At 58.9% G+C, this 14,628-nt stretch carries 10 protein-coding genes and 2 pseudogenes; 8 read left to right on the top strand and 4 right to left on the bottom strand.

What is annotated here, in order from left to right; genetic code table 11:
• Window positions 1-92: 92 nt before the first annotated feature.
• Window positions 93-755, bottom strand: coding sequence for an Nmad2 family putative nucleotide modification protein (locus AC3ISG_RS07255; RefSeq protein ID WP_489298854.1), 663 nt, complete (start codon window positions 753-755; stop codon window positions 93-95).
• Window positions 756-1,224: 469 nt separating this feature from the next.
• Here AC3ISG_RS07255 and AC3ISG_RS07250 point away from each other — a divergent pair, with 469 nt between their 5' ends.
• Both AC3ISG_RS07250 and AC3ISG_RS07245 read left to right on the top strand, forming a co-directional pair.
• Window positions 1,225-2,130: a tetratricopeptide repeat protein gene (locus AC3ISG_RS07250; RefSeq protein ID WP_489298853.1), complete on the top strand. Its 906-nt coding sequence runs from the start codon at window positions 1,225-1,227 to the stop codon at window positions 2,128-2,130.
• 139 nt (window positions 2,131-2,269) lie between these two features.
• Window positions 2,270-2,866: pseudogene (locus AC3ISG_RS07245) on the top strand (transposase).
• 81 nt (window positions 2,867-2,947) lie between these two features.
• Here AC3ISG_RS07245 and AC3ISG_RS07240 read toward each other — a convergent pair.
• Both AC3ISG_RS07240 and AC3ISG_RS07235 read right to left on the bottom strand, forming a co-directional pair.
• Window positions 2,948-5,065 (bottom strand): glycosyl hydrolase family 28-related protein, encoded by a 2,118-nt coding sequence (locus tag AC3ISG_RS07240; protein ID WP_489298852.1) that lies wholly within the window; start codon window positions 5,063-5,065, stop codon window positions 2,948-2,950.
• Window positions 5,066-5,439: 374 nt separating this feature from the next.
• A complete protein-coding gene (locus AC3ISG_RS07235; RefSeq protein ID WP_489298851.1) occupies window positions 5,440-5,952 on the bottom strand; it encodes a LysR substrate-binding domain-containing protein in 513 nt (170 codons plus the stop codon).
• A 38-nt stretch (window positions 5,953-5,990) separates the two neighbouring features.
• Here AC3ISG_RS07235 and AC3ISG_RS07230 point away from each other — a divergent pair.
• Window positions 5,991-7,085: pseudogene (locus AC3ISG_RS07230) on the top strand (mannitol dehydrogenase family protein); the annotation flags it as partial.
• A 177-nt stretch (window positions 7,086-7,262) separates the two neighbouring features.
• Here the strand turns inward: AC3ISG_RS07230 and AC3ISG_RS07225 are convergent.
• On the bottom strand, window positions 7,263-8,168 hold the full coding sequence (locus tag AC3ISG_RS07225) for a LysR family transcriptional regulator (protein WP_489298850.1): 906 nt from the start codon (window positions 8,166-8,168) through the stop codon (window positions 7,263-7,265).
• A 200-nt stretch (window positions 8,169-8,368) separates the two neighbouring features.
• On the opposite strand from AC3ISG_RS07225, the gene AC3ISG_RS07220 reads away from it, so the two are divergent.
• The 5 genes from AC3ISG_RS07220 (at window position 8,369) to AC3ISG_RS07200 (ending at window position 14,499) form a co-directional block, all read left to right on the top strand.
• Complete coding sequence (locus AC3ISG_RS07220; RefSeq protein ID WP_489298849.1) at window positions 8,369-8,977, top strand: cysteine dioxygenase family protein; 609 nt, start codon at window positions 8,369-8,371, stop codon at window positions 8,975-8,977.
• Window positions 8,974-10,554 (top strand): rhodanese-related sulfurtransferase, encoded by a 1,581-nt coding sequence (locus AC3ISG_RS07215; RefSeq protein WP_489298848.1) that lies wholly within the window; start codon window positions 8,974-8,976, stop codon window positions 10,552-10,554. The genes AC3ISG_RS07220 and AC3ISG_RS07215 overlap by 4 nt, the downstream gene beginning before the upstream one ends.
• Window positions 10,555-10,885: 331 nt before the next feature.
• A complete protein-coding gene (locus AC3ISG_RS07210; RefSeq protein ID WP_122535589.1) occupies window positions 10,886-11,920 on the top strand; it encodes an ABC transporter substrate-binding protein in 1,035 nt (344 codons plus the stop codon).
• Between the two features lie 24 nt (window positions 11,921-11,944).
• The gene (locus AC3ISG_RS07205; protein WP_489298847.1) at window positions 11,945-13,315 is read left to right on the top strand and encodes an LLM class flavin-dependent oxidoreductase; all 1,371 of its coding nucleotides are present in this window, start codon (window positions 11,945-11,947) and stop codon (window positions 13,313-13,315) included.
• On the top strand, window positions 13,312-14,499 hold the full coding sequence (locus AC3ISG_RS07200; protein ID WP_489298846.1) for an acyl-CoA dehydrogenase family protein: 1,188 nt from the start codon (window positions 13,312-13,314) through the stop codon (window positions 14,497-14,499). The genes AC3ISG_RS07205 and AC3ISG_RS07200 overlap by 4 nt, the downstream gene beginning before the upstream one ends.
• The last annotated feature ends 129 nt before the right edge of the window (window positions 14,500-14,628 follow it).

Raw genomic sequence — 14,628 nt, 5'->3', positions numbered from 1 at the left:
TCTTACCTTTGGCCGATTTGGTGAAAAAACAGCGTATGAGGCAAATGGCTCCAGCAGCGAATGCAAACACGCAACAGATTTGCTGCTGATTGTTAACTGCACCGCTTGGTTCGCGAGGCTGGTCGTGGTGCAGGATGCAAACGCGGCAATGTATTGCTGCAAGATTTGCCCTGGTTGGTTGGCTCAGTGGTGACCTGTGATTGGGCATTTAGCCAAGTCTCCAGGCTCTGCCATTCGAAATCGGGAAGATCTGCGATTCTCTCTCCGCGCCGGCTAACCATGCGCAGACCAAAATGCTCTGGCAGAAGGGGACCGAGGCCCCCGAAGCGCCAAGCATGATTGAACACAAGGACATTCAGCCCGCCGGTGTCGCGATCTTGAGCTTCAGTGCCGTGGACAGGATTGGGCTGCCAGATAAAGCCACCGTTTGTGGGCTTGTAGAAGTTGTCCGGTACCTCGGTACGGCCAGGCTTCTTGGAAGCAAAGCGAGGGTCGTTCCAGTACCCGCTGAAGGCCAGCACCTCCGATACGATTCCCGCCCAAACGACGCTGTGGCTTGAAATGGGATTTACTTTCGAACCAGCAAATGCGAGCACCATATCACCCACCTTAGCCTTCTTGCGGATTCGCGGCTTACAGACAGCCAGCGTCACGGCAGGCAAATCGTAGTTCGGGGCTGAGCCCGCGTCTGTAGCGATCACATATGTGTGAACTCGCAAAATCATGCCTCCTGCGCAACCGACCGATTGAGCCATACCCCTAATATTCGTGCAATTCTGGATGCCCACCGTAACATCCACTGCCGGGGTCTACGTACATTTCGACCGTCCCCTTTTGGCCGAAAGCTGCCGGTCGCGCCTGACCGCTTTCGGCCCAAAGCGGCCCTTCGGCGCCATAGAACGCGGTTAAGGCTTGCCGAAGCTTGGTAGGCTAAAATTTACAACAATATGGCCGACATAGGGTAATCCCTAATCTCATGATGCAATGAATATCAACGATCCCAGGGCGTAACTCAGCGTATTTTGGCTTGGTTACAGTCTGATTCAGGGTGATATAAATAGGGTAAGACTTCTTGAAGTGGTGTGCGCAGAAGGGATGATAAATTATGCCAGTGCAAAGATGTTATAGCCAAGTTGCAGTTGTGCAGATCATATTTGGCTACACTAATAAAATTACGAGGTGCTTTTCGATGAGGAATGCAGCGATGAGACAGGGGCTGTAGAAGTGAAATTAATTAAGAATTGGTCTTTTTTGTTGGCGCTGGCGTTTAGTCTTCTAGGGTGCCAAAGGTCCGTCATCAATGCTAATCAAACTCCGCACGTTACTATTCCAGACGACGTGCGATGCATTCTTGCTCAGTCAAGTCACAACCCGTCGGATATAGACATACTTCAGAAAAATACCGAGCGAGGAAATACGCGTTGCCAAGTGCTTCTTGGAGATCTGTACGAGCATGGTATTGGTGTTCCCCAGGATATTCCACATGCAAGGTCGCTCTATCTTTTAGCGGCCCAGACGGACGTGACAGCTAACTTCTATCTAGGACGCCTGGCTGAAGAAGGTACAGGAGCGCCAGTTGACTATCGCATGGCAAGATATTATTACAAAAAGTCGGCTACTGGCATCGGAAAAATCCCAAGCAGCCTCAAGCTTGCACCGCTTTTAGAAAATGGAAAGGGTGGCCCTGTAGACTTGCAAAGTGCCATGGATCTTTATTTGGATGTAGGCGGTTCTAATGCAGGAGCTCGCGACGGAATTCTTCGTCTGTATCGTTTAGGGGCTGAATTAAGTGACTCTCAAAGAGTTGGATTTTTTAATTCCTGGGCGAGTCAATCAGTAAGCTTGCTGATGTCGCAACTTTCTGAACAATGCCACAGTCTTTTAAAGGCAAATCCCTCAGCAATTGAGTTGAAGCCTGCAAAAATTCAGCTTAAGTATGTCCCTAGGTCTTTGCTCGCGCAAATAAAACTACTGGAAAGCTCAACTGATAAAGTTTTCGATCAGCGTTTAATGCAAGCAACTTATGATTATAAGTTTCCATATGCGCCCCTGCCGGAACCATCAGGAAAGCCGGTCAACATAATAACTGACATTGATCCACGTTCCATCTTATGTATCGTACACCTTTAAGATTCAGGAAAACTCTGAAGAAGACGTCAAAACTTGGCTTAATGTCTGATATCAACCGCCGAGATGCCTGATGAAGCAGATCACCTTTGCCGACGCCGAGTAGGCCGGCAAACGCAAGCAAAGCCGTAAAGAGCGTTTCCTGATCGAGATGGATCAGGTCGTAGTCTGGAAGGGATTGATCAATCTGATCGAGCCTCATTACGCGCTCGAGCAAGAACAAGGACGGAAAACGCGATGCCAAAATGCATTAGACGGAGAAAGGAAGCCAGTATTTCTTCCGCGTGCCAGCGCCCATCTGGGTACGGCGGCGAATGTGGCAGACGTGAATCAGCTCGACCAGCTGCTGCACGGCGAGGAAACCTTTGTGATTAGTGATGCGGGCTGCACCGGCGTCGACAAGCGTACGGAGCGTCAGAGTTGTTAGCTGAACTGTTCAATCGCGGCACGCCCAAGCAGCTCCAAAAAGCATGGCGAGAACTGTTTGATCGCACGCGTGCGCCGCAAGATCAAATACGTGAGAGTCCGAGTGCGGGCGAAGGTTGAACATCTGTTCCGTATGATCAAACGCCAGTTTGGTTATGCAAAATTGTTGTTTCGCAGGTTGGCTATAAACACTGCGCAGCTGGCCACGCTTTTCGATCTGTCAAACCTCCAAGTGGTACGAACACAGCTACTGATAGGGAATCCGGGTTTCGATGGGACAGCTCCTGCGAGCACCACCGGCCTGCTTACTTAATTCGTCAAGGCTCATCTATGCAAAGACAGATGAGCCTTTCATACCGATACCGCAGGTAGGCGCATTCAGTCTGCCTGCCAATCAGCCTAAATGCTCGTTCCCATGCTCTACCACGCCGCCGATAAGGGTGATGGCCGTCGCTTCGGTATGGCTGACTTCGGTGCTCAGTAGCGGCGAGGAGGACACAACTTTACTCCCGTCAAATTCTTTGAATATCAAATGAGCAGGGGTCAGATCCGCGACGTGGTTGCCCTGTAGCAGCAACTCGAAGTGCGCGCCGTCCCGGTCACTGGCGTCCAGTGATTTGAGCGCGGTCAGGGTGCCGGCGGCGTTCACGACCACCTTGAGCGTACCGTTGTGCCCATTGCCCAGGCCAAGGAAGCCTGTACCAGACACATCGATGACGTCGTTTTCGTTCCCGTTGAAGTCAGTGATCGTGTCCCGCTGTGCGGTGCCGTCATTGTCGTAACGCTGGCTGTTTCGAAAGTTGCCGTACACGAAGGTATCGGCGCCCGCGCCGCCCGTCAGGGTATCGGCGCCCGCGCCGCCCGTCAGGGTATCGCCGCCAGCCCCGCCGTCGAGTCGATCATCGCCGGCGCCCCCATTAAGCGTGTCCCTGCCTGCACCGCCCAGTAAGGTTTCCGCAGCACTGGTTCCAAGGAGCTTGTCACTGGCGTCGGTGCCCTGGATCACGGGTTGCAGATTGGCATTGGTGAAGGTATGCAGGAAGTTGCCGTTCAAGGTCAATTCGAAGCGTTCCCCCAGCACGTCCGCATCCAGACTCTTCAGATAAGTGACGTTCTTGGCCTCGTTGTAAGCCAGCACGAGCGTGTGGTTATGGCCATTCCCCAGCCCGGTGAAGCCGATGCCTCCACCTGCAACGTCGATCTTGTCATGGGCCACGTCGAAATCGGTGATCACATCCGCATACGACTTGGTCGCGGTGCGATAGCTCTCACTGACCGTATCGAAGCGGAAAATATCATTCCCCTCGCCACCGGTGAGCTTGTCTACGCCAGTGCCACCGATCAGGGTGTCGTTGTTGCCCTTGCCGTTGAGGGTGTCGTTGCCAGCGCCGCCGTATATCACGTCTTGAGTGATGTCACCGTTGAGCGTGTCGTTTGAACGGGTACCGTAGGTGTAGATAGAGTCGGTATTGTCCGACACTTCGCTGCTGGCGAGCGCGGCAACGGCGCCCGTTTGGGTGTGACTGATGACGTTGTGCGTGTACGAATTGTCAAACACGGCGTTGCTTTCGCGGATGCCGTAAGTGGACTGTTCGCTGCCAGTGATGATATTGCCGGTCACCCTGATGTCGTGGGACTTGCTGGAGGTACTGACTTTGGCCACGCCGTATACCTCAATTTCGGACACGGGGCTGCCTAGAGAATTATTGTGGACGGTGTTTGAAAAGACGTCGCCGTTTACGCTGCTTGCGATATATATCCCGCTGCCCTTGTTGTCATGAATATCAACGCCCGTGATCTTGAACTGACGGGCGAACGCGGTGTGGATTCCGTCATCGCCATTGCCGTAGACTTCGCCGCCTTTAACGGTAGTGCCGGTGCTTTGCACGAATATTCCGAAGTCGGTATTGCGATAAGCGTGGTTGTCCACCACCTGGACATCGCCGCCGACGTTGAAACCGGTCCGGTTTGCGTAGGCGACATTGTCATGCAACAGGCTGGCAGTCGTTGCATAGGCGCGCACACCGTAGTCATTGTCATGGGCGACGCTGTTGCTCAGCTCTACCTGCACCAAACCGTTGGTGCCCTGCAAATCGAAACCGTTGCCCGCTGCGTTCTTGGCTTCAACGCTATCGATCTTGACCTGAGTCCCGCTGCCATTCAGCCAGCCCGATACATACCCCGTGTTGTGCTGAAGGTTGCCATCAAGGGTCAGTTTGCTGGCCCCCACATCGTGGGTGCCGTCGGCCGTCAGGATGCCAGTGACGGCGGAGGGCAAGTCGTTCGCCAGCTTGAGTGTTGAGACGCCCATGCCTTGGCCGACCAATAAAACATTGCTCTTCAGGGCGAGGCAACTGCCCGTCGTTGCGCTGACCATGTAAGTGCCCCCGGGCAAGTACACCTGTCCGCCGCCCGCCGCAGCGGCGGCATCGATGGCTTTTTGGATGGCGAGCGTATCGTCGCTGCTGCCATTACCCTTTGCGCCGAAATCTTTAACGTTGAATGTTGCCATGATGACTCTCTGCTGGGGATTGAGGTGTCTCCTTATCCACCAGGGAGCCGATGAAGCGGCTCGGTCCCGGACAACGAACAGACTGCATGAGGGTTGGACAGCGCAACAGTGTGGCTGAAATCCAAGGGTTTACCAGCGTACTGACCGCCGTCTATCGAAATTGGGATCAAAGCGGAAAAGGGTATGGAGGTGTAGCGCACATGGGTCGGGCGCAGCTTAGCCACCAATGCCGGCTGCGTGCCGATCATGGCGCCCTGGCGGGTCGCAACCCCTACATCAGCGCAAGGCCCAGACCGAGTGCCTCTGTTCTAGCTTTGTCAGCGCTGGACCGCGGCCTCGGCTCGTTAGCCGCCGTTGGGCAAGACGGCTGACGATCAGCCCAGGTCTCCTCTCTCCGCCCGGGCAACGAACTCATCCACGACGCGTCTTACCTTGGGCTGCAGGTGCCGCGTCTGTGGCCAGACAACGTGGATGGCGACGTCGCCCGGGCTGTATTTTTCAAGCACAGGAACCAGTCTGCCGTCCTTGAGGTGGTCGCGGATCAAAGAACTGGGCATCTGACAAATGCCCTGCCCTGCCGCCGCCATCGCAATGATGGCATCCCCGTCCCCGACCTCGTGGGTACTGGGTGGAACGATCCGGGCGATCTCACCGCTTTCATCCCGGACAGACCAACTCATCCTCTGGCCTCTTCGATAGTTGACGATACAGCGGTGCTGCTGAAGGTCTTCCACAGACTCCGGGTACCCGTGTTTTTCGAGGTAGCGAGGTGCAGCGCAGATGATCTGTTTCTGTACAGCAAGACGCCTCGCTACCAGGCCGCTTGCGTCCTTGAGCGTCCCGAATCGAATGCTGAGATCGATACCCTCCTCGATCAGATCAATCACGCTGTCGGTGTCACCGTCAACTTGAGCTCTGGATAGGCGTCAAGGATGTAGGCTATTGCCTGAATGCCGTTACCGGGCAGTTACGCATTGAAGATCCGGTCATCGCCCACGACATCGCGCATCCGCATTCGCCGCGCACGGCGCCCGGCATTGTTCTCGAAGCACTGCGACGCCGTCGTGCCTCGGGCATCGCGGCATTTACCGTGTTGTGCTGTGACAACATGCCGGACAACGGCCAGCGCACCCGCCAGGCAGTGACTGCGTTGGCGGCGATGCAGGACGAGGAAATGGCGCAGTGGGTTAACGATCACGTGGCCTTTCCGGGTTGCATGGTTGACCGGATCGTCCCCGCCATGGATGACGAGTCCTTTACCCGGCTAGAGCAGGAACTGGATTGCAATGACCGTGCGGCCGTGGTCTGCGAAAGCTTCAGCCAGTGGGTGATCGAGGATCACTTTCCTCTTGGGCGTCCAGACTGGGAGGTGGAAGGTGTGCAGATGGTGGACGACGTACGTCCGTTCGAAACCATGAAACTGCGCATGCTCAACGGTAGCCATTCACTGCTGGCCTACGTGGGTATGTTGCTGGGCCACGAATCAGTGTCCGATGCCATCAACGATGCGGACCTGGCGCCGTTCGTGGAGCGTTACATGACCGAGGAAGCAGCGCCTACGCTGCAGATGCCGGCTGGCATCGATCTTGTGGCCTATGCCGAGGATCTGAAGGCGCGCTTCGCAAACGACAATCTGCAACATCGGCTCCGCCAGATCGCCATGGATGGCTCGCAGAAGCTGCCACAACGCTGGCTGCTCGGCGCGCAGCAGTTGCTCGACCAGGGTCGTGGCTTTGATTGCACGGCGTTAGGCATTGCCGCATGGATTTACGACTGCACACAGCCGCGCCCCGATGGATCGACGCGCGTTATCGACGACCCGTTGAGCCCGACTTTTACCGATCTTGCTCAACGATTTGAAGGCGCATCATTGGTGGATGCGTTTCTCGATCTGGATGACGTTTTCCCGGGCGCGCTCCGTGAACGCGCTGAATTTCGCGCCTCCGTGCAACGTTGCTATCGCGCTTTGATTGACGAGGGCATGAGGTCCTGGCTGCAAGCTTCTGCGGCCCACAACTAACCGGAAGGGAGAACCACATGGAACACACAACCCGGCGATAAGTCCGGTGCTGCCAAGGGCGCCGAGCCCCTGCCCGTGCTGTGTCATGTTGTTCGCCAGGCAACGCGCATCAGATCTGCGCCAGGCCGCCGTCGACCGGCAGCGGCCGCAGAATCGCGAGCCCCCACGTCACAGCCCTCAAGCCGCATCCCGCTCCTGTTTCAGCGATTGCGCCACCAGGCTGCCGAAAGACGCCACTGGCGCCTGCAAATTGCCGAGGAAGCGTGGATACATCAGCCACAGGTCCATCACCGGTTTGAAGTCCTTGAGCGGTATGACCGCCAGTGCATCGCGGTGAACGCTGCGCTCCAGCAGCGGACGCGGCACCAGACCCAGCCCCATGCCGTCGGCGACCAGGCCCAATTGCAGCTCGGTGCCGAAGGTTTCCAGATTGACCTTCAGGCTCAACCCCTGATCGGCCAGCGTACGTTGCAGCCCGGCGCGGAAACCGCAGCCGTCGGGGTTGAGCACCCAGCCCTGCTCGTAGCAGTCAGCCAGTTTCACCGGCTTTTTCGGCAGCGCGTCCTTGGCACACACCACCACCAGCTCCATTTTGCCGATGGACTCGCCGACGATGCCTTCAGGGAAGATCTTCCCGGCCGGAAAAAGCGCGGCGGCGGCGTCCAGTTCGCCGTTCTCGATTTTGTCGATCAGGTGGCTGCCCCAGCCGGTCATCACTTGCGCGCGCAGGTCGGGAAATTGCCCGCGCAGGTGCTTCAGCGCATCCAGCAGCACCACGTCGCCGATGGTTTGCGGCACGCCCAGCCTGAGCAAGCCGCTGGGCGGCGTGTCGCTGGCAACGAGTTCGCGCAATGAGTCCATTTCCCGCAGGATCCCCAGACACTTCTGATAGACCTGCGTGCCCATCGGCGTCGGCTTGAGCGGCTTGGTATTACGGTCGAACAACTCAACGCCCAGGGCCTGCTCAAAATTTTGCACTCGGCGCGTGATGGCCGGCTGGGTCAGGTCCAGGGATTCAGCAGCATGGCTGATCGACTGGCAGCGAATGACCGCTACGAATGCATCGATGTCATCAATTTTCATTCAGATCGCACATGGAATAAGGGGAACAAGATAGGCAAAAATCATAATGGCTATCGAAGGCTCTGGATAGCTTCACATCGATCTTCATCCTGAAAATCGGTTATCAACGCATTTTTGGTTATAACCTAATCATCAATAATTAGCATATTAACCCGCTGCATTATGCTTATATGAAGCTCTCTTCTTTGCCCGGAGCCGACATGACTCACATCCGACACCCTGAACGACTCAGGGCTTTCATCGGCGCGTTGGCCGAACTGATCGATAGCAATTCGAGGGAAGGCGACCTGCTTTCACGGGGAGGCAAACTGCTGGGGCAATTGGTCCGTTACGACGACTGGCTGCCGGATGACTTCGCCACTCCCGATCCGACACGCTATCAACAGTTTCTGTTGCACGCCGACTCACGGCAGCGCTTTTCGGTCGTCAGCTTCGTGTGGGGACCCGGCCAGAGCACACCCATTCACGATCACCGCGTCTGGGGCCTGATCGGCATGCTGCGCGGCGCCGAGTATTCGCAGGGGTTCGCCCGCAGCGCCGATGGCCGCCTCGAGCAGGAAGGCCCGGCCATCCGCCTGGAGCCCGGCCACGTCGAGGCGTTGTCGCCGCACAGCAACGACATTCATCAGGTCAGCAATGCTTTCGACGATCGGGTGTCGATCAGTATCCATGTCTACGGCGCCAACATCGGCGCCGTGAAGCGCGCTGTTTACCAGCCGGATGGCAGCGAAAAGCTGTTCATCTCCGGGTATTCCAATGCCTTTCTCCCGAACATCTGGGATCTGTCCAAAGAGAGCCAAGCCCAATGAGCCACCACACCCGTTCCTACGCCGACATCCGCCACGCCCTGCTTGCCCATGAGGAGGTCGCGCTGGTCGATGTCCGCGAAGAAGCGCCATTCGCCGAAGCTCATCCGCTGTTCGCCGCCAACATCCCGCTGTCGAAGCTGGAGCTGGAGGTGCTCGCGCGCATCCCTCGTCGCGACACCGCTGTGACGGTTTATGACAATGGCGAGGGTCTGGCCGAGCGCGCTGTGAAGCGTTTTCAGGACCTGGGCTACAGCGACGTCACGCTGCTTGAAGGCGGGCTGCAGGGCTGGCGCGACGCTGGCGGCGAGGTGTTCATTGACGTCAACGTGCCAAGCAAGGCGTTCGGCGAACTGGTGGAGCACCATCGTCACACGCCTTCGCTGGCCGCCGAGGAGGTCAAGCAGCTGCTCGACGCCAAGGCCGACGTGGTGGTGCTGGATGCGCGGCGGTTCGATGAATACCAGACCATGAGCATTCCCACTGGCGTCAGTGTGCCCGGCGCCGAACTTGTGCTGCGCGCCCGTGAGCTGGCACCCGATCCCAGTACCCGGATCATCGTCAATTGCGCGGGGCGTACGCGCAGCATCATCGGCACTCAGTCACTGGTGAATGCCGGCCTGCCCAACCCGATTTCCGCCCTGCGCAATGGCACGATCGGCTGGCTGCTGGCCGGGCAGACGCTGGACCACGGGCAATCACGGCGCTTCCCGCAGGTCAGTGAAGCGATCCGGGAAGTTGCCCGGTCCGATGCGCGCCAGGTGGCGGACAAAGCGCGAGTGAAACGCGCCAGCCGCGCGGACTTGCAGGTCTGGCAGGCAGAAACGAATCGCACGACGTACCTGTTCGATGTGCGCACGCCGGAGGAATTCGAAGCCGGCCATGTGCCCGGTGCCCGTTCGACGCCGGGCGGGCAGCTGGTGCAGGAGACTGACCATTACGCCAGCGTGCGCGGCGCGAGAATCGTATTACTGGATGACGACGGCGTGCGCGCGAACATGTCTGCTTCGTGGCTCGCGCAGTTGGGCTGGGAGGTGCTTGTGGTGGACGACCTGGGTCCAGAGGATTTCAGCGAAAAAGGGACCTGGAACGCGCCGAATCCGCCCGCGTCACAGGTCGAGGAGATTAGCGCCGAAACGCTGCGCGAGTGGCGCGAAAACGGCGGCGTGGCAGTGCTGGATTTCACTGCCAGCGCCAACTACGTGAAGCAGCATATTCCGGGCGCCTGGTGGGTGCTGCGTGCCGAGCTGGCAAACGCGCTGCAAAACATCCCGCTTGCCGAGCGTTACGTGCTCACCTGTGGCAGCAGCAAACTCGCGCGCCTGGCGGTGCCGGAGGTCGAAGCGCTGACCGGCAAACCGGTGTTTGTGCTGAAGGACGGCACCGCCAGTTGGGTGGCTGCCGGTTTCGAGCTTGAGCACGGTGAAAGCCATCTGGCCTCGCCGCGTATTGATCGCTATCGTCGGCCGTACGAAGGCACCGATGCACCGCGTGAAGCGATGCAGGCGTATCTGGATTGGGAGTACGGGTTGGTCGAGCAATTGGGCCGCGACGGGACCCATGGGTTTTATGTGATCTGAGCCGCCGCATAACGGCTGGCCCTTCGTCGCGCGGACGACGCCAGCCTCTGTGGGGGTAAGCGCGCTCACGAAGACGGCGTTTCAACCTTTGAAGATCCAGTGAGTGTGCCCGCCACTTGCTGGGTAACCGCTCCCGGAGAACTGAATAGCTTTAAAAAAGGTTATGCATTTATTTGATGATAATAAAATACATAATCACGCAAATACATAATTAGCATATAACCAAAAGATACTTCTATTCCGTTTCTTATAGGCATAAGGTCAATCCCCTTGCCGACCCCTTCTCCAGGCGGAGGCCGAGAATCCACTTCCACGCCTGGAGACACGCATCATGTCCGCCCCTTTCGCCCCCCTGCTCCGCGTCCGACACGTGATACTCGGCGCACTGCTCGCATTCTCATTCAGCCAAACCACACAGGCCGCCGAGCAACTCCAGCCGCTGCTCGTCGCTAACCAGAAGTCCGCGCTGAAGGTGCTGCTGGAGGTGTCCGGCGAGCTGAAGGATGTGCCCTACGAGATCAAGTTTTCCGAATTCCCCTCGGCATCGCCATTGGGCGAAGCCCTAAACGCGGGGGCCGTGGACGTCGGGGCACTGGGCGACGCGCCCTATGTCTTCGCGCTGGGCGCCGGCGCAGCATTAAAGGTGATCAGCATCACCCACGTCGATGGCCGCTACACCACCGCGCTGATCGTGCGTAACGACTCGCCGATCAAGTCGGTGGCGGACCTCAAGGGCAAGCGCATCGTCACCGGTCGTGGCTCCATCGGCCACTACCTGGCCATTCGCGCGCTGAACGAAGCAGGGCTTAAGACCAGCGACGTGAATTTCGTCTACCTGTTGCCCAGTGAATCCCGGTTGATCCTCGACAACGGCGACGCCGACGCCTGGGCCACCTGGGCGCCCTACACCACCGTCGCCACGCAAAACGGCGCGCGCATTCTGCCCAATGGACCGGATTTGCTGACCAACCATTCCTACCTGGCTGCGACCCGCTCAGCCATCGCCGACAAGCGCGTGCAGCTGGACGACTTCGTGGTGCGGCTCGACCGCGCCTATCGCTGGGCCAACGCCCACCCTGCCGAATACGCCGCCGCCCAGACCAAGGTCACCGGCCTGCCATTGGCCGTGCACCTGGCGGTCAATCAAGAGACGAAGATGGAACGCGTGAGCATCAATGACGGCGTCATCGAGGGGCTGCAGAACACTGCGGACATCTATCAGCGCGAAGGCATCCTCAACAAGCACGTCGACGTCTCCCGCGGCTTCGACCCGGGCTTCAACGCCATCCGCCTGGCCGCCGAGCAATCGGCCGAACACACGGCCAATCAAGCCACTGACCCAACCAATCCCCAAGCTGCGCGCTAAGCGCTCGAATCAGGAGCACAGATCATGAGCAAGCCTCGTCAACTCAAATTCGGTGCAATGGTCCACGGCGTGGGCCACGGCTGGGGCGAGTGGCGCCACCCGGACGCGCAGGCTGATGCCAGCACCAACTTCGACTGGTACAAGGGACAGGCCCGGTTGGCCGAGGCCGCGAAGTTCGATTTCGTGTTCATCGCTGACAGCCTGCACATTCACGAGAAATCCAGCCCGCATTACCTCAACCGGTTCGAGCCGCTGACCATTCTCTCGGCACTGGCGGCGACGACATCGAAGATCGGGCTGGTGGCGACCGTGACCGTCAGCTACACCGAACCTTTCCAGGTGGCCCGACAGATCTCTTCGCTGGACCACATCAGCGGCGGCCGGGCCGGCTGGAACGTCGTCACCTCATGGCTCAGCGGCACCGCCGAGAACTTCAGCAAGAGCGAACATCCGCCCCACGCCGTGCGCTATCGCATCGCCAGGGAACACGTATCGGCGGTCAAAGGGCTGTGGGATTCCTGGGAGGACGACGCTTTCACCCGCAACAAGCAAACCGGCGAGTTCTTTGACCGCAGCAAGCTGCACCCCTTGAACCACGCGGGCGACTTTTTCCAAGTCAAAGGTCCGCTGAACATCGCCCGCTCCCGCCAGGGCCAGCCGGTGCTGTTTCAGGCGGGCACCTCGGAGGACGGGCGCAACTTCGCTGCGGAATATTCCGACGCCATTTTCGTCCACGCCGAGTCCCTGGAAGAAGCCCAAGCGTATTACGCCGATCTCAAGCGCCGCGCTGTCGGTTTCGGCCGCGACCCGGATGACCTGTCGATTTTGCCAGGGATTCGCCCGATCGTGGGTCGCGACCCAGACGAGGTTGAGCAGCGGTATCAACAAGCCGTGCAACTGGTGAGCATCGAGGACGCCATCGTCGCGCTGGGCCGACCGTTCAACGATCACGATTTCAGCCAATACCCGCTGGATGCGCCGTTTCCAGACCTGGGCGATCTTGGCGCCAACAGCCAGAAAGGCGGATCCGATCGCATCAAACAGCAGGCCAGGGAGCAGAACCTCACCCTGCGCCAGGTCGCGCTGGATTTCTCCCGCCCTCGCCGCGAATTTGTCGGCACACCTGAACAGGTCGCCGACCAGATTCAGCACTGGTTCGAGCACGGCGCCAGCGACGGTTTCATCATCAATTCGCTGCTGCCTGATGGGCTGAAATCCTTCACGGAGCTGGTCATTCCAGTCCTGCAGCAGCGTGGCCTGCAACGCACTGATTACAGTGGTTCGACCCTGCGCGAGCATTTCGGCCTGGCGTTTCCGGTTAATCGTCATACGGCCGCGCGGTTGGCCACTGCGACGAAGGTCACGGACGCTGAACAATCGCAGATCCCGGCATGAGCGCAGGGTTGAATCGGCAGCCTGGCGCCCCTGTAGTTGCGGAGACCGAACCGGCCTTTGCTGCGCGTTTGCAGGGGATAACCGAGCGGCTGGCCGAGACTGCGCAGCACTACGACCAGACGGCTGAATTCCCACACGAAAACTTCCGTTTGCTGCACGAGCACGGTTTGCTTGGGCTGACGGTGGAAGGCGCGCTGGGGGGCGGCGATGCGGATCTCAAGCGGGCGCAACAGGTGATCAGCGCGGTGGCGAAAGGTGAGCCGTCCACCGCGCTGATTCTGGTGATGCAGTACATCCAGCACGCGCGCATTCGCGAGGTGAAAAACTGGCCGGAGCATCTCTACCGCCAGGTGGCGTTGGACGCAGTCAATAAGGGCGCGCTGATCAATGCCCTGCGGGTCGAGCCGGACCTGGGTTCACCTTCTCGCGGCGGACTGCCGGCGACGATTGCGCGCAGGACGGCGGAAGGCTGGCGGATCAGCGGACGGAAAATTTATTCAACGGGCAGTCACGGGCTGACGTGGTTCAACGTCTGGGCGCGCAGCGATGACGCCGATCCGCAGGTCGGGGTGTGGCTGGTGCGCAAGGACAGCCCGGGCGTGCGCATCGTCGAGGACTGGGACCATCTGGGCATGCGCGCAACGTCCAGCCACGAAGTGATTTTCGACGACGTGCTGGTGCCGCTGGACCATGCCGTCAATACCAGCCCGGCGAGTTCACCGCAGCCGGAGCTGGATGCGACGGGGTTGCTGTGGATGTCGGTGTTGTTGTCGTCGGTGTATGACGGCATTGCTCAGTCGGCGCGGGACTGGCTGGTCGGTTTTCTGGAGCAGCGCACGCCGTCCAACCTGGGCGCCTCGCTGTCGACACTGCCGCGCTTTCAGGAAGTGCTCGGCCACATCGACACGCTGCTGTTCGCCAATCGCACGCTGCTGGAGTCAGCGACCCATGGGCTGACGTCGGCGGGCCATGCGTCCCAGATCAAATACCTGGTGACCAGCAACGCCATTCGCGCGGTAGAGCTGGCCATCGAAGCCACCGGCAACCCCGGCCTGTCCCGCAGCAACCCGCTGCAACGCCATTACCGCAACGTCGTCTGCGGCCGTGTCCATACGCCGCAGAATGACGTGGTGTTACAGGGGGTGGGCAAGGCCGTGTTTACCGGGCGAGCAGTCAGGCAGTAAGTAGCGCCGCACCCCCCCAGTAGGACCGGCTTCAGCCGGGAAGAGGCCAGTTTGAACACCCCAAATCTTGCAGCGTGACGCCTGACGTCTTCCCGGCTAAAGCCAGTCCTACGGGTGCACGCGGTGTTA

It is taken from the genome of Pseudomonas sp. GL_135 (assembly GCF_057834665.1).
The sequence above is the reverse complement of the archived record's forward strand: the minus strand, read 5'-3'. Positions and strand labels throughout refer to the sequence as shown.